This window comes from Bacillus daqingensis (assembly GCF_042654445.1).
Taxonomy (GTDB): Bacteria; Bacillota; Bacilli; order Bacillales; family Salisediminibacteriaceae; genus Alkalicoccus; species Alkalicoccus luteus.
The window spans coordinates 208,537-230,505 of the sequence record NZ_JBHSGK010000011.1; the positions used below are offsets into that span (position 1 = coordinate 208,537).

The 21,969-nt window shown below is 51.3% G+C and carries 17 protein-coding genes, 1 other RNA gene and 2 riboswitches; of the genes, 17 read left to right on the forward strand and 1 reads right to left on the reverse strand.

Annotated elements, in window-relative coordinates:
• The first annotated feature begins 89 nt into the window (after positions 1-89).
• From ACFO4L_RS10630 to ssrA, 13 genes are all read left to right on the forward strand, one after another.
• The gene (locus tag ACFO4L_RS10630) at positions 90-1,115 is read left to right on the forward strand and encodes a sugar-binding transcriptional regulator (RefSeq protein ID WP_377909651.1); all 1,026 of its coding nucleotides are present in this window, start codon (positions 90-92) and stop codon (positions 1,113-1,115) included.
• Positions 1,116-1,193: 78 nt separating this feature from the next.
• Entirely contained in the window at positions 1,194-2,201 is a 1,008-nt protein-coding gene (gene gap, locus ACFO4L_RS10635; protein WP_377909652.1) for a type I glyceraldehyde-3-phosphate dehydrogenase, read from the forward strand.
• 246 nt (positions 2,202-2,447) lie between these two features.
• Positions 2,448-3,632 carry a phosphoglycerate kinase gene (locus ACFO4L_RS10640; RefSeq protein WP_377909653.1) on the forward strand — a complete coding sequence of 395 codons (1,185 nt, stop codon included), beginning with the start codon at positions 2,448-2,450 and terminating at the stop codon, positions 3,630-3,632.
• A 24-nt stretch (positions 3,633-3,656) separates the two neighbouring features.
• Complete coding sequence (gene tpiA, locus ACFO4L_RS10645; protein WP_377909654.1) at positions 3,657-4,415, forward strand: triose-phosphate isomerase; 759 nt, start codon at positions 3,657-3,659, stop codon at positions 4,413-4,415.
• A complete protein-coding gene (gene gpmI, locus ACFO4L_RS10650; RefSeq protein ID WP_377909655.1) occupies positions 4,408-5,943 on the forward strand; it encodes a 2,3-bisphosphoglycerate-independent phosphoglycerate mutase in 1,536 nt (511 codons plus the stop codon). The genes tpiA and gpmI overlap by 8 nt, the downstream gene beginning before the upstream one ends.
• A gap of 109 nt (positions 5,944-6,052) precedes the next feature.
• A complete protein-coding gene (eno, locus tag ACFO4L_RS10655; RefSeq protein WP_377909656.1) occupies positions 6,053-7,336 on the forward strand; it encodes a phosphopyruvate hydratase in 1,284 nt (427 codons plus the stop codon).
• 332 nt (positions 7,337-7,668) lie between these two features.
• The gene (locus ACFO4L_RS10660; protein ID WP_377909657.1) at positions 7,669-8,712 is read left to right on the forward strand and encodes a Gfo/Idh/MocA family protein; all 1,044 of its coding nucleotides are present in this window, start codon (positions 7,669-7,671) and stop codon (positions 8,710-8,712) included.
• Between the two features lie 98 nt (positions 8,713-8,810).
• The gene (gene secG / locus ACFO4L_RS10665) at positions 8,811-9,041 is read left to right on the forward strand and encodes a preprotein translocase subunit SecG (protein ID WP_168005481.1); all 231 of its coding nucleotides are present in this window, start codon (positions 8,811-8,813) and stop codon (positions 9,039-9,041) included.
• Between the two features lie 134 nt (positions 9,042-9,175).
• The gene (locus ACFO4L_RS10670) at positions 9,176-9,940 is read left to right on the forward strand and encodes an alpha/beta hydrolase (RefSeq protein WP_377909658.1); all 765 of its coding nucleotides are present in this window, start codon (positions 9,176-9,178) and stop codon (positions 9,938-9,940) included.
• Positions 9,906-10,652 carry an alpha/beta hydrolase gene (locus ACFO4L_RS10675; RefSeq protein ID WP_377909711.1) on the forward strand — a complete coding sequence of 249 codons (747 nt, stop codon included), beginning with the start codon at positions 9,906-9,908 and terminating at the stop codon, positions 10,650-10,652. The genes ACFO4L_RS10670 and ACFO4L_RS10675 overlap by 35 nt, the downstream gene beginning before the upstream one ends.
• Positions 10,653-10,692: 40 nt before the next feature.
• Entirely contained in the window at positions 10,693-13,008 is a 2,316-nt protein-coding gene (rnr, locus tag ACFO4L_RS10680; RefSeq protein ID WP_377909659.1) for a ribonuclease R, read from the forward strand.
• A 75-nt stretch (positions 13,009-13,083) separates the two neighbouring features.
• Positions 13,084-13,551: an SsrA-binding protein SmpB gene (smpB, locus tag ACFO4L_RS10685; RefSeq protein WP_168005485.1), complete on the forward strand. Its 468-nt coding sequence runs from the start codon at positions 13,084-13,086 to the stop codon at positions 13,549-13,551.
• Between the two features lie 76 nt (positions 13,552-13,627).
• Positions 13,628-13,995, forward strand: a transfer-messenger RNA (tmRNA) gene (ssrA, locus tag ACFO4L_RS10690).
• Between the two features lie 414 nt (positions 13,996-14,409).
• On the opposite strand, the gene ACFO4L_RS10695 is transcribed toward ssrA, so the two are convergent.
• Positions 14,410-15,771, reverse strand: a complete 1,362-nt coding sequence (locus tag ACFO4L_RS10695) for a dipeptidase (RefSeq protein ID WP_377909660.1) — start codon at positions 15,769-15,771, stop codon at positions 14,410-14,412.
• 194 nt (positions 15,772-15,965) lie between these two features.
• On the opposite strand from ACFO4L_RS10695, the gene ilvD reads away from it, so the two are divergent.
• The 4 genes from ilvD (at position 15,966) to ACFO4L_RS10715 (ending at position 21,965) form a co-directional block, all read left to right on the forward strand.
• On the forward strand, positions 15,966-17,666 hold the full coding sequence (gene ilvD, locus ACFO4L_RS10700) for a dihydroxy-acid dehydratase (protein WP_377909661.1): 1,701 nt from the start codon (positions 15,966-15,968) through the stop codon (positions 17,664-17,666).
• 58 nt (positions 17,667-17,724) lie between these two features.
• Positions 17,725-17,832: riboswitch (SAM riboswitch) on the forward strand.
• A 180-nt stretch (positions 17,833-18,012) separates the two neighbouring features.
• Positions 18,013-18,129, forward strand: a riboswitch (SAM riboswitch).
• Between the two features lie 143 nt (positions 18,130-18,272).
• Positions 18,273-20,054, forward strand: coding sequence for a PLP-dependent aspartate aminotransferase family protein (locus ACFO4L_RS10705; protein WP_377909662.1), 1,782 nt, complete (start codon positions 18,273-18,275; stop codon positions 20,052-20,054).
• Between the two features lie 66 nt (positions 20,055-20,120).
• On the forward strand, positions 20,121-21,104 hold the full coding sequence (locus tag ACFO4L_RS10710) for an aliphatic sulfonate ABC transporter substrate-binding protein (protein ID WP_377909663.1): 984 nt from the start codon (positions 20,121-20,123) through the stop codon (positions 21,102-21,104).
• A gap of 15 nt (positions 21,105-21,119) precedes the next feature.
• The gene (locus ACFO4L_RS10715; RefSeq protein WP_377909664.1) at positions 21,120-21,965 is read left to right on the forward strand and encodes an ABC transporter permease; all 846 of its coding nucleotides are present in this window, start codon (positions 21,120-21,122) and stop codon (positions 21,963-21,965) included.
• Positions 21,966-21,969: the final 4 nt, after the last annotated feature.

Below are 21,969 nucleotides of genomic sequence, written 5' to 3' on the forward strand. Positions count from 1 at the left end.
AAAGGTGATTTTTTTACACCTTGGTGGGACACAATTTGTCTACTAGGGACTACATATGTCCCGCATGTCTGGGTAAAAGGAGAATCCGCATGAATATGCTGCTTGATCTGCAGAAAAAACTGCTTCCTGATCTCGTGGAAGTCATGGGGCTCCGCTACAGGGTGCTCCGTTATATCCGGCTCATGCAGCCAATCGGCAGACGAACATTAGCTGCAAGCCTCGAGATGTCCGAGCGGGTGCTGCGTGCCGAGGTAACATTTTTAAAAGATCAGGGCCTTGTTGAATTTCATGCCACCGGAATGCTGCTGACAGATGAAGGTCAGACGCTGCTCGGTCAGCTGGAAGCTGTCATGAAAGAAGTATTCGACACGAGAACGATGGAAGAAGAGCTTCAAAAGCGTCTTAACGTGGAGGAAGTACATGTCGTTCCCGGCGACAGTGATGAATTCAGCTGGGTAAAAAAAGAGCTTGGCCGCTCTGCAGTCAGCGTAATGAAGCGGAAGCTGCTTCCAGATAACAACGTGATTGCGGTAACCGGCGGTACATCGATTGCAGCTGTTGCCGAAATGCTGGTGCCGGATGCAGACTTAAAAGAAGCACTGTTCGTTCCAGCTCGGGGCGGACTCGGTGAGCAAGTGGAGAATCAGGCGAACACGATCTGCTCCACGATGGCCCGCAAGGCAATGGGGTCGTACCGGCTGCTTCACGTACCTGACCAGCTGAGCCAGGAAGCATACGATTCCCTCATCAGCGAACCAAATGTACAGTCCGTGCTGAAGCTGATCCATGCAGCAACGATGGTCGTACACGGCATCGGAGACGCAAAGACGATGGCTGAGCGGCGGGATACACCGCCGGACGTATTGAAAAAGCTGGAGGACGGCAAAGCAGTAGCAGAAGCATTCGGTTATTATTTTGACGCAGACGGCGGAATCGTTCATAAAGTCACGACGATCGGCCTGCAGCTGGAAGAGCTGACGACGATCCCTGCAATCATTGCAGTGGCCGGCGGTTCATCCAAGGCAGATGCGATCGAAGCCTGTATGAAGCGGGCGCCTGGACAGGTGCTCGTCACCGATGAAGGAGCAGCAAGGCGGATATTAAACCGCGGCTGATCACCGGAGGAGATGACTACGGGATTTCAAGGGGAAGCCTTGAACTATATTTTACCTACTTTAAGGAGGAATTTTATCATGGCAACGAAGATTGGTATTAACGGGTTTGGACGTATCGGGCGAGTTGTATTCCGTCAGGCGCTTGAGAGCCCTGAAGTGGAAGTAGTAGCTGTAAACGACCTGACAGACGCTGACATGCTGGCACACCTGCTGCAGTACGATTCCGTACACGGCAAGCTGGATGTCGACGTTTCTGCAAAAGGCGACAACCTCGTCGTTGACGGCAAGGAAATTATCGTTACCTCTGAAAAGGATCCAGCTCAGCTGAAGTGGGGCGAGCTTGGTGTAGAAGTAGTAGTAGAATCTACTGGTATCTTCACATCACGCGACGCTGCTGCTAAGCACATTGAAGCTGGCGCTAAGAAAGTTGTTATCTCTGCACCTGCTTCAGGTGAAGATGCAACATTCGTTGTAGGTGTAAACGAAGATAAGTATGATCCGGAAAAGCATCACGTCATCTCCAACGCGTCCTGCACAACGAACTGCCTGGCGCCATTCGCTAAAGTACTGAATGACAAGTTCGGTCTGAAGCGCGGCATGATGACAACGGTTCACTCGTACACGAATGACCAGAACATTCTGGACCTGCCGCACAAAGACTACCGTCGTGCACGTGCAGCAGCAGAAAGCATCATCCCGACATCTACTGGAGCTGCAAAAGCAGTAGCACTCGTTCTGCCTGAACTGAAAGGCAAGCTGAATGGCGGCGCAATGCGTGTACCAACACCTAACGTTTCTCTTGTAGATCTCGTAGCAGAGCTGGACAAGAACGTAACAGCTGAAGATGTTAACAACGCATTTAAAGAGGCTGCTGAAGGCGAACTGAAGGGCATCCTCGGCTACAGCGAAGAGCCGCTCGTATCCAAGGACTACAACGGCAACACGTATGCATCTACGGTTGACGGACTGTCCACAATGGTTATGGAAGACAACATGGTTAAAGTAATTTCCTGGTACGATAACGAAACAGGCTACTCTCAGCAGGTTATCAACCTCGTTGAGTACATCGTATCTAAAGGACTTTAATCTGCTTATGCAGTAAACACCATCCTGAAACACCCTTTAGGAGGCGGGCCCGTGTCCTGCCTCCTTTTTACATGGTGCCGGACCGTGAATCTCTGTCAGAAAGAGTTGCGCAAAGGCAACGTGTTTAAAAAGGAACTCATAAGAAAAGCTGCTGAAAAGCAGGACTTTTCTCGGAGGCAGCGAAATGTAAGCTGACGTGCTTTTTTGACGCTGCCTGTCACATAAGTCTGAAGGAGGTTATATGCGATGAACAAGCAATCTGTGCGTGACATCGATGTAAAAGGAAAGCGTGTGTTTTGCCGAGTGGACTTTAACGTTCCAATGAAGGACGGGGAAGTGACGGACGATACGCGAATCCGGGCGGCTCTGCCGACGATTAAAATGCTGGCCGATCAAGGCGCAAAAGTGATTCTGGCAAGCCACCTCGGACGTCCTAAGGGAGAAGCGGTAGAAGAGCTGCGCCTGGACCCAGTCGCAAAACGTTTGAGCGACCTTCTGGAGCGGGAAGTAGTCAAAACGGATGCCGTATACGGCGATGAGCCGAAGCAGGCAGTGGAGCACATTGACGAAGGCGGTATCGTGCTGCTTGAGAACGTTCGTTTTGAAGCTGGAGAAGAAAAGAATGACGGCGGTCTGGCGAAGCAGTTTGCAGAGCTTGCAGACATCTACGTCAACGACGCTTTCGGCGCTGCACACCGTGCGCACGCTTCTACCGCAGGTATTGCCGAGCATCTGCCATCCGTTGCAGGACTGCTCATGGAAAAAGAGCTCGACGTGCTTGGTAAAGCCCTCGAATCACCGGAACGGCCGTTTACTGCCATTATCGGCGGCGCAAAGGTGAAGGACAAAATCGGTGTCATTGACAATCTGCTTGACAAAGTGGATAACCTCATCATCGGCGGCGGACTTGCGTATACGTTTGTGAAGGCGCAGGGCAAAGAAATCGGTAAATCTCTGCTTGAAGAAGACAAAATTGATCTAGCGAAGCAGTTCATGCAAAAGGCAGAAGAGAAGGGTGTCAACTTCTACATGCCGCAGGATGTGACAGTAGCGGATGACTTTGGTGAAGATGCGAATAAAAAAGTCGTTTCCATCGACGATATTCCGGCAGACTGGGAAGCACTCGATATCGGACCGGAAACGATTAAAACGTATGCAGATGTCATCAAGAATTCAAAGCTTGTCATCTGGAATGGTCCTATGGGTGTGTTTGAACTGGATTCATTCGCCAAAGGAACGATCGGTGTTGCAGAAGCGCTCGCAGATGCGGCTGATACGTATACCGTGATTGGCGGCGGCGACTCTGCGGCAGCTGTTGAGAAGTTTGGCTATGCAGATAAGATGGATCATATGTCCACAGGCGGCGGAGCTTCTCTTGAATTTATTGAAGGAAAAGAACTGCCTGGCGTTGCTGCACTGAACGACAAATAAGCTTAATTCAGGAGGAATGTCTCAATGCGTAAACCGATCATTGCAGGAAACTGGAAAATGAACAAAACGAAATCAGAAGCTGTTTCATTCGTACAGCAAGTAAAGAACAGCATTCCGTCAGCGTCTAAAGTTGATGCGGTCGTCTGCTCTCCGGACCTGTTTCTGGATGCACTCGTACAGGAAGCACAAGGCACTGACCTGAAAATTGCCGCGCAGAACATGCACTTTGAAGACAACGGTGCGTATACCGGAGAAACAAGCCCGGCAGCACTTAAGGATCTGGGCGTAGAGTACGTGGTCATTGGGCATTCGGAGCGCCGCGACATGTTCGGCGAAACGGATGAGTCTGTCAACAAAAAGGTAAAAGCTGCTCTCAGCCACGGTCTGACACCGATCATCTGTGTCGGAGAAACGCTTGAGGAACGCGAAGCCAACAAGACGAACGATGTCGTGACGACCCAGGTAAAAGGTGCCCTTGAAGGTCTTTCCGAAGCGGACGTGCAAAAAACAGTCATCGCCTACGAACCGGTATGGGCGATCGGAACAGGCAAAACGGCTTCATCTGAGGATGCCAACGAAACGTGCGGCGTGATCCGCGAAGTTCTGTCTAATACGTTTTCTGCTGATACAGCAGACGCTGTACAGATTCAGTACGGCGGCAGCGTGAAGCCTGCCAACATCGAAGATCTCCTCGGTCAGCAGGATATCGACGGTGCGTTAGTCGGCGGAGCAAGCCTGGAAGCAGATTCTTTCTTAAAACTTGTGGAGGCTGGAAATGAGTAAAGCACCAAAAGCATTGATCATTCTGGACGGCTTTGCCCTCCGGGACGAAACGAAAGGGAATGCGGTCGCCCAGGCAAATACGCCGAACTTTGACCGCTACTGGAATACGTATCCGCACGCCACTTTGCAGGCAAGCGGCCTGGCTGTCGGTCTTCCCGAAGGTCAGATGGGAAACTCGGAGGTTGGACATTTGAACATCGGTGCAGGCCGTGTCGTGTACCAAAGCCTGACGCGCGTCAACCTGTCGATTGAAGACGGCTCCTTTTTCGATAACGAGGAGTTCCAGGAAGCAATGGATCACGTCAAGCAAAACGGAACGGCCCTGCATTTGTACGGCCTCGTTTCTGACGGCGGGATTCACAGCCACATCAAGCATCTGTTTGCCCTTCTTGAAATGGCTCATCGTGAAAAGGTCGAAAAAGTGTACGTACACGCATTTTTGGACGGTCGTGATGTCGGACCGACGACAGCTCTGCAGTACCTAGAAGAGCTGGAGGATAAAATGAAAGAGCTCGGTACCGGACAGCTTGCGACGATTCAGGGCCGCTACTATGCAATGGACCGCGATAAGCGCTGGGACCGTGTGGAAAAAAGCTACCGGGCCATGGTGTATGGGGAAGGTGAGAAGTTCGCAAGCACGAAGGAAGCGATTGACGCTTCCTACGAAAAAGAAGTGCACGATGAATTCTTCCTTCCGTCCGTTATTACAGAAGACGGCGAAACGCCGGTCGGCACAATTCAGGATAATGACGCGATCATTTTCTTCAATTTCCGTCCGGACCGTGCGATTCAGCTGTCAGAAGTGTTTACGAAAAACGACTTCGATGACTTTGATCTCGGCGAACGTTTTCCGAAAAACCTTCATTATGTCTGTCTGACACAGTTCAGCGAATCGATTCAGGGCAAGGTTGCATTTAAGCCGACGAGCATGAAGAACGTGCTCGGAGAAACGGTATCTGACGCGGGCTTAAAGCAGCTTCGCATTGCGGAAACAGAAAAGTATCCGCACGTGACGTTCTTTTTCAGCGGCGGCCGCGAAAAGGAATATCCCGGTGAAGAGAGAATTCTGATCGATTCGCCAAAAGTGGCGACGTACGATCTGCAGCCTGAGATGAGCGCGTATGAAGTAACCGACGCGCTGCTGGAAGAAATCCGCAACGATAAGCACGATATGATCATTCTCAATTTTGCCAATCCGGATATGGTCGGCCATTCCGGCAAGCTTGAACCGACCATCAAGGCAGTGGAAGCCGTTGATGAGTGTCTCGGCAAAATTGTTGATCTGATCGAAGAAAAAGGCGGTAAAACGATCATCACCGCCGATCACGGCAACGCGGACGTTCTGGAAATGGAAGACGGATCTCCAATGACCGCTCACACGACGAACCCGGTGCCGGTGATCGTGACGGATAAAAACGTGACGCTTCGCGAAGACGGCATTCTTGGCGATTTGGCACCGACGATGGTCGAACTGCTTGAAATTGACCAGCCTGAAGAGATGACAGGCAAGAGCCTCATTAAAAAGTAAGCTGTGATTGACAAGCCGGCGAAACGCTCTGCTTCACCTTGTCCTGATCAGGGCGGCAGCCGGCAGCAAGTCTTCATTCAGTATCTAATTAAAAGGAGAGAATGCAACGATGACAATTATTACAGATGTATATGCACGACAAGTTCTCGATTCCCGCGGGAACCCGACAGTAGAAGTAGAAGTACACACAGAAAGCGGCGCATTTGGCCGTGCAATCGTGCCAAGCGGTGCGTCCACTGGTGAATACGAAGCAGTAGAGCTCCGTGACGGCGGCGACACATGGATGGGCAAAGGCGTTACGAAGGCAGTCGACAACGTCAACGATGAGATCGCTCCGGAACTGGTCGGCTTTGACGTTCTCGATCAGCTTGGCATCGACCAGCTGATGATCGACCTTGACGGCACGCCAAACAAAGAGAAGCTTGGCGCAAACGCGATTCTTGGTGTATCCATGGCAGCTGCACACGCAGCAGCTGACGCACTCGGCGTACCACTTTACGTGTACCTCGGAGGATTCAATGCGAAGACGCTGCCGACACCAATGATGAACATTCTGAACGGCGGCGAGCACGCAGACAACAACGTCGACATTCAGGAATTCATGATCATGCCTGTCGGCGCGGGCACGTTCTCCGAAGCGCTGCAGATGGGTGCGGAAATCTTCCACAACCTGAAGAAAGTACTGAGCTCCAAAGGCTACAACACAGCTGTAGGAGACGAAGGCGGATTTGCTCCTGACCTCGGTTCCAATGAAGAAGCACTGTCTACGATCATTGAAGCGATTGAAAAGGCAGGATACAAGCCGGGTGAAGAAATTCAGCTAGCTATGGACGTGGCTGCTTCTGAAATTTACGAGGACGGCAAATACAACCTGAAAGGTGAGGGCGTTGTAAAAACGTCTGAAGAAATGGTCGAATTCTACGCAGAGCTTTGCGATAAGTATCCGATCGTTTCCATTGAAGATGGACTGGATGAGAACGACTGGGACGGCTTCAAGAAGCTGACCGAGCGTCTCGGCGACAAAGTCCAGCTCGTAGGGGACGATCTATTCGTGACAAACACAGAAAAGCTTTCCCGCGGTATTGAAGAAGGCATCGGCAACTCCATTCTGATCAAAGTAAACCAGATCGGTACGCTTTCTGAAACGTTTGAAGCGATTGAAATGGCAAAGCGCGCAGGCTACACGAACGTGATCTCTCACCGTTCCGGTGAAACAGAAGATGCAACGATCGCGGACATCGCAGTTGCGACAAACGCTGGTCAGATTAAAACGGGTGCTCCTTCCCGTACAGACCGCGTCGCGAAGTACAATCAGCTTCTCCGCATTGAGGACGAGCTGCAGTACGTTGGCAAATACGCTGGTAAAACAGCATTCTACAACCTGAACAAATAAGTATGAGATAAAACGCCGCTCCAGAGTGACCTGGGGCGGCGTTTTTTTGGTGGATGTCAGCAGCCTGAAGGGGGATGGGTGTTATATGCAGAAAGCTGGACTTGGCTGGGTGAAATGAAAGTGTTCAACTTTTGACTTGAAATGATTAACTTGGCTAATGATGATTTACGGCGGGAAAACGTTCAACTTACTCCAGAAAACGTTCATCTTTTTTTGTACAAATTGATGTGCCATCCTATATTCATTTAGAAAGAGGAATTTCCAGCTTATAAAGCGAATGGTATTGAAAAGACTGTCTCAGGTTCCGCACCTGAAAGAAACGGAGGAACTCCATGACTTATCGTATCGGTATTGTTGGTCCGGGAATGATTGCGACATCTGCACACATTCCAGCGCTGCTGAAGGATTTCAGAGCGGAAATCGCTGCTGTCACATCGCGAACGCATGAAACAGCTCAGAAGGCAGCCGAGCGCTTCCATATTCCTGGTGTCTACACGTCGGAAGCAGACATGTATGAGAAGGAACAGCTTGACCTCGTTCTGATCTGTGTGCCAAATGCGTATCATGCGGCGTCGGTGCGGAGAGCGTTTGAAGCAGGTGTGCACGTGTTTTGTGAAAAGCCGCCGGCTATGAATGCTGCCGAGGCATCGCTGATGGAAACAGCTGCGGCAGACGCGGAGCGTCATTTGATGTACGGATTTCATCACCGGTTTCAACTGGAGACGATCGTCTTAAAAAAAGCGGTCGACAGCGGCGAGCTTGGCGACATCTATCATATGAACGTGCAGGCGGTGAGACGGCGCGGGATTCCCGGCTGGGGATCGTTTACGGACAAGGAAAAGCAGGGCGGCGGCCCGCTGATTGATGTCGGCGTGCACATGCTGGACCTTGCTGCCTACATCAGCGGGTTTCAAACGCCGGTGGAAGTGATGGGGGTGACGCATCAGCGGCTCGGGAGGAAACCTGGAGTCGGACTGCTCGGTGACTGGGATCCGCACACGTTCAGCGTCGAGGACTTCGCCTCCGGCATGATCCGGTTTGAGAACGGCAGCTCACTCGTGCTGGAAACGTCTTATGCGGCGAATACGGCTGAAGAGGAGCGGCTGAACGTTTCCTTTTTTGGTGATGAAGGCGGAGCGGATACATCACCATTTCGGATGTACGGGGAGAAATACGGTGCGCTGCTTGATACAACACCGGTCTTTCTCGATAAAATGGAAGAACGGGATGCCTACGATAGGCAGCTTGCGCATGTTCTTGATGTACTCGATAAAAAAGCTGCTCCTGCACCGGCCTCTCAGGGAACGTATATCCAGCAGCTGGTGGATGCTTTTTATGAGTCAGCAGCCACGGGCAGGGCCGTATCGTTCCGTTGAGCGAATACTGGCAGTTTCCGGGAAGCTCTTGCGCGAATCGACAGTTCGTGTTATATTTTCACAAGGTATTCATGTACGTTTAACAAGGGGTGTATTCCGTGGAACAACTTCTGTCAGTAGCGTTAGTCATTACATCGATTCTGCTCATTGCAGTCGTCCTGCTTCAGTCAGGCCGCAGCGCCGGTCTTTCAGGGGCTATCTCAGGCGGTGCCGAGCAGATGGTCGGCAAGCAGAAAGCAAGAGGACTGGAAGCAGTGCTCAGCCGTGCAACGGTTGTGCTTGGTATTCTTTTCTTCGTGTTTGCTCTCTGGCTCGGTTATTTTATGTAAACGCAAGGACAGAGGCTGTTCCGGAATTGAACCGGACGGCCTCTTTTTTTGTGGGGCCCGGGTTAACAGAGCCTTTTTTCGGGAATAACTGCTCATAACAGCAGGAAAAGACGAACCCGGGAAGGTGACGCATCATGATAGGCTGTCTGATTATCCATGGATTTACTGGAACACCAAAAGAAGTTGAAGATATACAACATTACATGAGGCAGAACAACTGGCTCGTATACACCCCTGAACTCCCAGGCCACGACGGGACCAAAAACGGCTTGAAAGAAGCGGACCACCGCGAGTGGATTTACAAAGCCAAGGTAGCATTGGAGGAACTGATGAACCGGTGTGACAAAGTGTATGTCATTGGTTTTTCCATGGGCGGTGTGATTGCAGGCTACCTGGCGGCTCATTATCCGATCGATAAGCTTGTGCTCGTCTCTTCTGCCGTCTTTTACTTAAATCCGCGTCAAATCGCGGAGGATGTAAAAGGATGGGTCATGGAAGGCATAAAGGGAGAACTTGACGGAAACGACATATACCATTTTTACCGCAATAAAATAAAGCGGACCCCGGCAACAGCTACACTGGAATTTGCACGTCTTGTCAAAAAGCTGCGCCATGCGCTGGCTGATATTACAGTGCCGACGCTCATCGTCCAAGGAGAGAAGGACGGGCTCGTACCGGCAAGAAGTGCTGACTATATTTATGAAAATATCCGTTCAGAAGATAAGGAAATATTCTTTTTTGAGGATGCTAAGCACTATATCTGGTTTGGCGATCAAAAAGAGGCATTTTTAAACAAGCTCGGCCATTTCCTGAACAATCCTGAGCTTGCAGGAACGGAAGACAAAAGGAGTAGAAAGACAGATGATGAAGATCGCTCAACCGAAACCATTCACGTTTAAAGGCGGACCGAGGGCGGTGCTGCTGCTGCACGGCTTTACCGGCAACTCAGCGGACACCCGCATGCTCGGCCGCTACCTGAATAAACGGGGCTATACGTGCTACGCGCCGCATATGACAGGACACGGCGTGCCTCCCGAAGAGCTGGTTAAATCCGGACCGGAAGACTGGTGGAAGGATGTACAGGCAGCTTATCAAAAGCTGAAAGACGACGGCTACGAAGAAATCGTGGCGGGCGGGCTGTCTCTCGGAGGCGTTTACTCCTTAAAGCTCGGCTATACGGTGCCGTTAAAAGGTATTTTTACGATGTGTTCACCAGTGGAAATACAAAGTGACGAAAAAATGTACAAGGGCGTGGAGGAATATGCACGCAAGTACAAGCGAAACGAGCAGAAGCCGGAAGAAGAAGTAGAAGCAGAAATGAAGGCATTTGACGGGACGCAGACAGAAACAATCAGCAAGCTGAGAGGCTTGAACAAAGAAGTAAAAGATAATCTCGATCAGATTTATACGCCGACATTTGTTGCGCAGGGCAAGAAGGACCAGATGATTGACATCAACAGCGCCAACATCATCTATGAAACGGTGGAAACAGACCATAAAGAACTGAAGTGGTACGAAGAATCAGGCCACGTTATTACACTCGATAAAGAACGAGACCAGCTGCATGAAGACATCTACGCGTTCCTTGAATCGCTGGACTGGACAGAATAATAACTCATGAGTGGTCTCGCATCATGAAAGGAGACCAATAATGCAGGATATAACAAAAGACCTCATTATGGACGAAATTAAACAGGCGGATAAACCGCTTGGAATGAAAGAATTAGAAGAGCTACTACAGCTCGAAGAAGCAGACCGGTTTAAAGAGGCAGTGAAGCTGTTGAACGAGCTGGAAGAAGAAGGACACCTCGTGCGTACGAGAACGAACCGGTACGGACTGCCTGAGCGGATGAATCTGCAGCGGGGCAGTGTGATCATGCATCCAAAAGGCTTTGCGTTTATTAAAACGGAAGGCGAAGGAGATGACATCTACGTCGCGCCGCGTGAAATGAACGGAGCAATGAACAGCGACGAGGTGCTCGTCCGCGTTCAGCCGGAATCTGGAGGAGACCGGCAGGAAGGCACGATCGTGCGTATTTTACGCCGCGGAACGACCCAGACTGTCGGCACGTATCAGGAGCAGAAGGGCTTTGGATTTGTCGTGCCGGATGATAAACGGATTCCTGCGGATATTTTTATTCCGCAGAATCAGGCGCTCGGAGCGGTAGACGGCCATAAAGTTGTCGTCGAGATCACTCGTTACGCGGAAGGGCGGGCGAGTGCGGAAGGGCACGTGACGAGAATCATCGGTCATAAAAACGACCCGGGTGTCGATATTATGTCGATTATTCACAAGCACGGGCTGCCGGGAGACTTTCCGGAGGAGGCCATTCGCCATGCAGAAAACGTACCGGATGAAATTGATCCGGAAGATTTAGAAGGCAGACGAGATCTGCGTGAAGAAACGATTGTCACGATTGACGGCGCAGATGCAAAGGACCTTGACGATGCCGTTCAGGTGAAGCGACTGGATAATGGCAACTACATGCTGGGTGTCCACATTGCGGACGTCTCGCACTACGTAACCGAACATTCGCCGATCGATAAAGAAGCATCTGACCGTGCCACGAGCGTCTATCTCGTTGACCGAGTCATCCCGATGATCCCGCACCGTCTCTCAAACGGTATCTGCTCGTTGAACCCGCAGGTGGACCGTTTGACGCTCTCTTGTAACATGGAGATCAACCCGTCAGGAGAAGTCGTGCACCACGAGATTTTCGAAAGCGTGATTCGTACGAATGAACGTATGACCTATACGGATGTGCGAAAGATTCTTGAAGACGAAGATGAAGAAGTCATGAATCGCTATAAAGAACTCGTCCCGTTCTTTAAAGACATGGAAGAGCTCGCTGCTGTTCTCCGTAAAAAGCGGTTTCAGCGCGGTGCGATTGATTTTGATTTTAAAGAAGCACAGGTTCACGTTAACGACGAGGGCCGGCCGACGGATGTGACAATTCGGGAGCGGAGCGTGGCGGAAAAGCTGATCGAAGAATTTATGCTTGCCGCAAATGAAACCGTCGCTGAACATTTCCACTGGCTGAAGCTGCCCTTTGTGTACCGGATTCACGAAGATCCGGATGAGACAAAGCTGGCGCAGTTCCTCGAAACCGTAGCCGGATTTGGCTATGTCATTAAAGGAACGGCTAACGGCGTACACCCGCAGGCGCTGCAAAAGCTGCTGAGAAGTGTGAAGGGTGAAGCAGAAGAGCCTGTGATCAGCACGATGCTGCTCCGTTCTCTGAAGCAGGCGAAATATGATCCTCAAAACGCAGGCCACTTTGGACTTGCTGCAGATTTCTATACGCACTTCACATCGCCAATCCGCCGCTATCCGGATTTGATTGTACACCGGTTGATCCGCACGTATTTGATCGAAGGCAAAACGGACGATCAGACCGTCGACCACTGGCAGGAGAAGCTTCCCGATCTGACAAAGCATTCTTCTGAAATGGAACGCCGTGCAGAGGATGCCGAGCGCGAAACGGATGACCTGAAAAAAGTGCAGTATATGGAGGATAAGATCGGAGAAGAGTTTACCGGTGTGATCAGCGGTGTCACGAACTTCGGGCTGTTTGTCCGCCTGCCGAACACGATCGAAGGGCTGGTCCACGTCAGCTACATGACCGACGACTATTATCATTTTGATGAAAAGCGTCTGGCGATGGTCGGCGAACGGAGCAAAGCCACGTTTCAAATCGGTGATGAGCTTGAAGTCCGGCTGGCGAATGTCAACGTCGATGAGCGGATTATTGATTTTGAAATCATCGGCATGAAAAAGCGTCGTCCGAAGCGGAAGGATACCGCTCAGGTGATTGACTCGTCCAAAAAGCGTGGCAGAAAGCCGAAGCGGGAAGGCGGACCAGCGCAGGATGATAAAAAAGGCGGCAAAAAGAAACGCGGCAAGAAAAAACCGTTTTATGAAAACCTGCCCAAAAAACAACGCCGTAAAGCAAAAAAGAAATCATAGCAGTCGTCATGCCGGAGCAGTGATGCTCCGGCTCAGCGGCAGTTTTGAAAGCAACGAAGAAAGGATGCACTGCCAATGTCCGATTTCAACAAACCAATTGCACAAAATAAAAAAGCCAATCATGATTACGCCATCGAAGAAACGTATGAAGCCGGCATGGTGCTCACCGGTACCGAGATTAAATCGATCCGCAACCGCCGGGTCAACATGAAGGATTCCTTCGCGCGAATTTCCAATGGAGAAGCCTGGCTGCACAATATGCATATCAGTGAGTATGAGCAGGGCAACCGTCATAACCATGAACCAGAGCGTCCGCGGAAGCTTCTTCTGCACCGCAAGCAGATCAATCAGCTGATTGGTCTGACAAAACAGAAGGGCTACACGCTTGTGCCGCTGAAGGTGTATATTAAAAACGGAGTCGCGAAGGTATTGATTGGACTCGGTAAAGGGAAGAAGAAGTTCGATAAGCGCGAAGACTTAAAGCGGAAGGACGCCAAGCGTGAAATTCAGCGCGCCTTCAAAGACGAGCAGCTCGGTCGCTGAACTTGACTATACAGCTGACTGTGTTATAATGGAAGTTACCGTTAAGGTCCACACTCCTTAACGTTCTCTCAAGCATGGGGACGTTCTGGATTCGACAGGGATAGGTCGGATTTGCGTGGCGAGTCGAGCTGAGTGTCCTCGTAAAAACGCTCACCTTGCCTATAGTTGGCAACAAAGAAGAAAACTTCGCACTAGCAGCGGCGTAAAAACCCTGCTTGCGGTTCCGCCCTTCATCGCCCATGTGAAGGATCCGGGACTCACTCTAAGTGGGCTACGGTCGTTTTCCTCCACCTGAGGAAAACGGCAGGAGATTAATCAGGTTAGCCCTGCGGAAGCCTGTTGATTGGCTGAAGCAGCGGCGAAATTCTAATAAATCAACTACACTCGTAGAAGCGTAAGTTGCGTTATCCCTGGACGCGGGTTCGATTCCCGCCGTCTCCACCAAATACATATTTGGTGGTTTTTTATTGGGTATTTTTAAGCAGGCTGCTTTCCCTGGAAGGAGAGCAGCCTGCTTTTTGCTTGGGATCGGTCTTTATAACAGGCGGAGTTGAAGGGAGATTAAAAGCGCCAGCCTGATTTCTGGAAACGTCAACGGTACCGGTAATGGCAGGCTGACTCAAACGTATCATCCGCAGCCCTGACGTTATTATCCTCGAACGTAATGTTTTCATTCTCATGCTGAATCTTTTCATTCTCGGGTCAAATCTTATTATTGTTATCATTCAGCGTACGTTATAACGAAAATCTTTTCATTCATGCGCCCGAACGTATCAACCGCAGCAGTCAAGTTATCATGCTTCCTTGGCAAAAAAACAAGCCGGTGCTCCCATGATGGATGCGCCGGCCTGTGCTCATTTATTCTGCTGCTTTCGTATAAAAATCGGCGAGGACTTCCATTCCTTTGGAGAAATGCTCGACTGGAAAGCTTTCATTCGGCGAATGGAGGTTATCCTCCGGTGTACCAAAGCCGAGCAGCACGACGGGAATGCCGAAGCCGCTGTCGATCGATTCGACCACCGGAATCGAGCCGCCAAGGCGTACGAAAACCGTTTCGCGCCCGAATGCGGCCGAGTAGCTTTCAGCAGCCTTCTGCAGAAGCGGGTGATTCGGGTCCACTTTGTACGCTTTCGCTGAAAGAGCCTCCCGTTTAATGTGAGCGCGTACGCCTTTCGGTACGTGTGCTTCAATATGGCGGACGAGGGCATCCTGAATCTGCTTCGGATCCTGACCGGGAACGAGGCGGCACGTCAGCTTGGCCGTTGCTTCAGATGGAATAATCGTTTTAGTGCCAGCACCCTGGTAGCCGCCGAACAATCCGTTTACCTCAAGCGTCGGCCTGGCCATTGTATGCTCTTTTGCCGTATAGCCTTTTTCCGGTGTTGTTTCCGGAACTCCTGTCGTCTCCGGGTAGTGTTCGCCCGGTGCTTCGTTCATGAGCTTTCGCTCTGCTTCCGGGAGATCCTCTGCGCTTTCATAAAAGCCGTCCACGGTCACTTGTTCATCCGTGTTTTTCATCGTGGCTAGCAGCTGTGCCATCGCCATCGCCGGATTTTTCACAGCGCCTCCGTAAAGACCGGAATGCAGATCGCGGTCTGGTCCTGTGAGCGTGACCTCAAGGCCGGTGAAGCCTTTCAGACCGTATAAAATTGTTGGAACTCCTTTATCGACCATGCCGGAATCGGAAATGAGGGCAAAATCACTCGCGAGTTCTTCTTTATTATTGTCCAGATACGTATACAGGTGTTCGCTGCCGATTTCTTCTTCGCCTTCGATCAGGACTTTTACGTTTACAGGCAGACGGCCTTCCGTTTTCATCATCGCTTCAAAGACGGCAAGGTGCATAAACACCTGTCCTTTGTCGTCGCTTGCACCGCGGGCGAACAAACGGCCGCTTCGGATTTCGGGACTGAACGGGGCGCTGTCCCATAGGTCATACGGATCGGCCGGCTGTACGTCATAGTGGCCGTAGAAAAGCGCAGTCGGTGCTCCTTCCGCACCGGTATATTCGGCGTAAACGAGCGGATGACCGCCGGTTTCACGGCGCTCAACTTTATCGAAGCCTATTTCTGTCAGATACTTCGTTAGAAAAGTGACCGCTTCTTCCATCGCTGGTTTCTTTTCAGGATCTGTACTGATGCTCTCAATGGCGAGAAACTGCTGAAGCTGCTCCAGCAGGCGCTCTTCATGATCCTGCAAATATTGCTTAACACGTTCCATATGTAATCTCCTCCTCCAGGTTAGGATGCTTCTTTAGTTTACTCCTTCTGCTGCTGAACGCGCAAATACGCGTGCCTTTCAGAATAACGGCTGAATTCTGAAAACTCATTGCAGAAACGCGGGAAAGTCGTTAAGATAAAGGTTATAGTTTTCGCGTGACAGGCGCAGAGGTATAGAAGAGAGGATGACAGGACATGAGTGAAGAAAAAGATTTGCGTATACGCAGTAAAGTAATCAGTGAAGGGGCAAACCGGGTGCCAAACCGGTCGATGCTGAGGGCGGTAGGATTTACCGATGACGATTTCAAAAAACCGATGATCGGCATCGCGAGCACGTGGAGCGAAGTGACGCCGTGTAACGTACATATTGACAAGCTTGCTGTGAAGGCGAAAAGCGGGGCTGCCGCGGGCGGCGGTGCACCGATGATTTTTAATACGATTACGGTAGCGGATGGAATTGCAATGGGGCATGAAGGGATGAGCTTTTCCCTGCCGAGCCGGGAAGTGATCGCAGACTCGATTGAAACGGTTGTCGGAGCAGAGCGGCTTGATGGCATTGTTGCAGTCGGCGGATGTGATAAGACGACTCCTGCCTGTCTGATGGCAATGGGACGGTTGAACCTGCCGGCTGTTTATGTGTATGGAGGAACGATTGCGCCGGGCAAGCTCGACGGCAGGGATATTGACATCGTATCGTCGTTTGAAGCGGTTGGGCAGTATCAGGAAGGCATCATCGACGATGAGCAGCTGCATAAAGTAGAGTGCAGCGCTTGTCCAGGAGCCGGTGCATGCGGCGGCATGTACACGGCGAATACGATGGCGTCTGCCGTGGAGGCTTTAGGCATGAGTATTCCTGGCTCCTCTTCGACGCCGGCAGTCAACGATTATAAAGAAGAGGAGTGCCGCCAGGCTGGCGAACTCGTTGTCGATCTGCTCCGAAACGACATTTATCCTCGGGATATCATGACGAAAAAAGCATTCGAGAATGCAATTACGGTCGTGATGGCGCTCGGCGGCTCCACAAATGCATTTTTGCATCTGACGGCTATGGCTCACTCTGCTGGCGTAGAGCTCGATTTCGACGATTTTGAGCGTATTCGCAAGCAGGTTCCGCATATCGCAGATCTGAAGCCGAGCGGCCGTTACGTTATGCAGGACCTGTATGAAGTCGGCGGCGTGCCAGCCGTGATGAAAGAGCTGCTGGAAGCAGGTCTGCTGCATGGGGACTGCCTGACTGTAACGGGAAAGACGATGGCGGAAAATCTCGCTGAAGCGCCTGCCCTGAAAGAAGGCCAGGACGTTATCCGGCCGCTCGACAACCCATTCAAGCCGACAGGACCGCTCGTCGTGCTGAAAGGAAACCTTGCGCCGGAAGGATCCGTTGCGAAGATGTCCGGTCAGAAAATCAGCCGCTTTGAAGGAACAGCGAAAGTGTATGATTCAGAGGCAGAAGCAACGAAGGCGATTGAAGCGGGTGAAATTGTAGAACACGATGTGCTCGTGATCCGCAATGTCGGTCCGAAAGGCGGACCGGGCATGCCGGAAATGCTGTCCATCACGGCGATGATCGTCGGGCGCGGACTGAACGGGAAAGTGGCGCTTATGACAGACGGTCGTTTTTCCGGCGGCTCACACGGATTCGTTATTGGTCATATTGCACCGGAAGCGGCAATGGGAGGTCCGATCGGTCTGCTTCAAACAGGTGACAAGGTGACCATCGACAGTGACACGCAGGAAATTAACATGCACGTCGATGAAGCAGAGCTTGCAGCACGAAAAGCGAATTGGAAGGCGCCTGAACCGCGTTACAAAACTGGCGTGCTCGCTAAATATGCGGCGCTTGTATCTTCTTCTGCCAAAGGGGCAGTTACAGATGCCGGACTCGATAAATTCTGATTCTGCTTTACAGACGGGAACGTCCCGTGATATGATACGTTCAACCAACTGAACAGATTACTTATCCAGAGTGGTGGAGGGACTGGCCCGATGAAACCCGGCAACCATCAGCGTATGCTGAAAGGTGCTACTTCCTGCAGAGAGGCGACTCTTTGGGAGATAAGTCCGTTTATTTTAACGAACTCTCCCGTGTCCTTTCTGCTAAGCAGTCAGGCCGGGAGTTTTTCTTTTTTCTGAAACCAGTTGACGGCGTATCAGAAGCGTGGTAAGATTCAAACTAATTCAATTTATCAGATTAATCAAAGTGAAAAACTCAAGATTAATCCTAACTTCATAATAACGATATCTCTTATCCAGAGAGGCGGAGGGACTGGCCCGATGAAGCCCGGCAACCATTCGGATCTGATTGACAGATTCGGGAAGGTGCCAATTCCACAGAGCATAAAGCTCTGAAAGATGAGAGAGAACAGACTGACTTCCTGTATCTCTCTATCTTTTTCAGATAGGGAGATTTTTAATGGCTTCAGGAGGGCAGAAGAAAGAGCTTTGCAAGCTTAAAACTAAGTTTTCCAATTGATTTACTTATAATAACAGGAGGAATGCATCATGAGTGAAAAATCATTTGCGACATATAATCCGGAAACGGTTATTTTACACGGAGGTCAGTCCCCTGACCCGACGACAGGGTCCCGAGCGGTACCGATTTATCAGACGACATCGTATTTGTTTCACGATACAGAGCATGCAGAGAGCCTGTTTTCCCTTGATGAGCCGGGCAACATTTACAGCCGTATCGGCAATCCAACTACGGATGTGCTCGAAAAGCGGATCGCGCTGCTAGAGGAAGGTGTGGCGGCTGTTGCTACCTCTTCCGGAATGGCTGCTATTTCGCTGTCAATTCTAAATCTCGCAAGTGCCGGTGATCATATCGTTGCGGCGACGAATTTGTACGGCGGCACGTATAACCTGTTTTCTGTTACGCTTCCGCGGTACGGGATCGATGTCACATTTGTTGACCCGCAGGAGCCGCAGCATTTTGCCGATGCGATTCAGGACAATACGAAAGCGGTTTTTGCGGAGACGATCGGCAACCCGAGCCTGCACGTGCTCGATATTGCGGCTGTCTCCGAGGTGGCACACGAAGCGGGTATTCCGCTTATCATTGACAATACGTTCGCGACGCCTTATACAGCGCGCCCGATTCAGCAGGGAGCTGACATCGTCGTTCATTCTGCGACGAAATGGATCGGCGGACACGGCACCTCCATCGGCGGACTCGTCGTGGACGGGGGCCGCTTTAACTGGCAGTCGGAGAAATTTCCGGTCTTCAATGAACCGGACCCAAGCTACAACGGCATCGTATACGCGAAAGATTTCGGCACGCTCGCCTTCAGCACGAAGCTGCGCGTACAGCTGCTCCGCGATTTTGGTTCTTGCCTGAGCCCGTTTAACGCATTTCAGCTGCTGCAGGGACTTGAGACACTACATTTGCGTATCGTCCGTCATAACGAAAACGCATTGGAACTGGCCCGCTATCTGGAAGTTCACCCGGCAGTCGACTGGGTTTCCTATCCGGGGCTTGAGAGTCATCCCGCTCATGAAAATGCGAAGAAAGTACTCGACTATGGTGGCGGAGCGGTTGTGAATTTCGGCATCAAAGGCGGAAGGGAAGCGGGAAGCAAGCTGATAAACTCGGTTTCTCTCTGGTCTCATCTTGCGAACGTCGGCGACGCAAAAAGCCTGATCATCCATCCCGCTTCGACGACGCACCAGCAGCTTACAGGGGATGAGCTCGAAAAGACAGGCGTTTTTGAAGATCTGGTCCGCTTATCTGTCGGAATTGAAAATGCGGAGGACTTGAAAAAAGATCTCGATCACGCCTTACAGATTGCTACAGGTGAAGGAACGTCAGAAGAAAAAACGGTCATTAATGACGAAGGCGTGATTCGCTGGGCGCTGGACCGTGCAACGGTGGATGACAATGGAGCAGTTCGTCCGAAAACGATCGCCGTCGTAGGACTGAGCGGCAAAGAGTCACGGCCAAGTTACCGGCTGGCACGAAAGATGCAGCGGCTCGGGTACCGCATCATCCCGGTTAATCCGAGGGAAACCGAGATTTTAGGCGAAAAAGCATATCCGGACATCACGTCTGTACCAGGTCCGATCGACATCGTGCAAGTGTTCCGAAGTCCGGAAGCGGCGATTGAGATTGCCGAGGAAGCAGCATCGGTTCAGCCGAAAATCTTTTGGCTGCAGGAAGGCGTCATTTCCGAAAAAGCAGCCGTGATTGCGAAAGAAGCAGGTCTTGAAGTCGTCCACAATCGCTGCACCTATAAAGAAGCCCAGCGCCTGCGCGGAACCATTTCTACGTTTGCGTGCGAGCTGTAACGACACGAGAAGCAGGGAGAGGCGCCTGTACCAACTGCCAATTTACATGAAAACGGAGTGAAGGTCATGAACAACTATTGGAAACTTGGAAGCATTGCAGCAGCGGCTCTTTTCGCCGCTGGCTGCTCCTCAGAATCAGAGGCAGACGGGTCTTCACCCGATACGATTACAGTGGACTACGCGTACTACTCCCCAACAAGCCTCGTATTAAAGGAAAAGGGATTTTTGGAAGAGGCGTTCGCAGATGAAGGAACGGAAATTGACTACGTGCTGAGTCAAGGCAGCAACAACGCGCTGGAATTTTTGTCCGGCGGCAGCGTAGACTTCGGCTCTTCAGCCGGAGCGGCGGCCCTTATGGCTAAGGGCAATAACGCTCCGATCAAAAATGTGTATATTTACTCACAGCCCGAATGGACAGCGCTTGTTACGGCGGAAGACAGTGATATCGATTCGGTGGAAGACCTTGCCGGTAAGCAGGTCGCCGCGACGCTCGGAACAGATCCGTATATTTTCCTGATTCGCGCACTTGATGAAGCTGGTCTTTCCGAAGAGGATATTGAAGTCGTGCCGGTTCAGCACAACGATGGCGCGAACCTGCTCGCAAACGGAGAGGTGGATGCCTGGGCTGGACTCGATCCGCACATGGCGAGACAAGAGCTGGAAATAAACGCTGATCTGTTCCACCGTAACAAAGACTTTAATACGTACGGCTTTCTGAACGTAACGGAAGATTTTGCTGAAGCGCATCCGGAAGCTGTGGAAACGGTCATCGAAGCATACGAGGAAGCTAGACAGTGGACGCTCGAAAACCCGGAAGAAACAGTGGAAATTATGGTGGAGGAGGCAGGCATCGATCCAGCAGTAGCAGAACTGCAGCTGGAGCGGAACACGTTTGATAATCCGGTGCCCGGTCAGGAGCATATCGACAGCCTAACCGCAGCAGGAGAAGTGCTGCAGAAATCAGGTAATCTGGACGATGAGCTGGAGGTGTCGGATCTGCTGGATGAGCTGATTGATCCGTCCTTTGCTGAGAATGTAATCAACGATTAACAAGGAGGAACTACGATGGCAGTAACGCATGATACAACCGCAGACAGAGCCTTGGCAGAGGTGCCGGGCCGTATAAAGAAGGAGCAGCGTGCGCTGCCGTCGTTTTTAAAAACAACCGGATTGGCCCTGTTATTCCCAGTGCTGCTGCTCCTTATCTGGGAAGGGACCGTCCGTTTTGAGCTCGTTGCAGGCCACCTGCTGCCGGCGCCCACTGAGGTTCTCGGCACGATCGGGGCCATGGCGGCAGACGGTTCGCTCTGGGGACACATCGGCATCACATTGTACCGGCTGCTCTGGGGCTTTTTCTGGGGCACGCTTGCAGCTGTGATTCTTGGCTCTGTTGTAGCGATGTCCCGTAATGCAGAAACAATGTTTGATCCGCTGATACAGGCATTCCGGGCGATCCCGTCCCTCGCCTGGGTCCCGCTCTTCATACTCTGGCTCGGTATCGGCGAGCCTTCCAAAGTGACGCTGATCGCACTTGGTGTGTTTTTCCCGGTTTATCTGAATGTCGTCGGCGGCATTCAGTCCGTGGATCGCAAATTAATTGAAGTCGGCAAAGCATACAGCCTGTCACAGTTTCAACTCGTGCGGCGCATCATTTTGCCTGCCTCGCTTCCGTCCTTTATCACCGGCCTGCGCAGCGGTCTCGGTCTCGGATGGATGTTCGTTGTGGCAGCAGAGCTTCTCGGTGCAAGTCAGGGCCTCGGCTATCTGCTAGTGTTGGGACAGAATACGCTGGCACCAAACGTGATTCTCGCGAGCATTGTCTTATTTGCGATCATGGGCAAGCTGACGGACTATGCGCTCAAAAAAATCCAGACACGCGCCCTGCATTGGCAGGACAGCCTGAAAACGTAAGGAG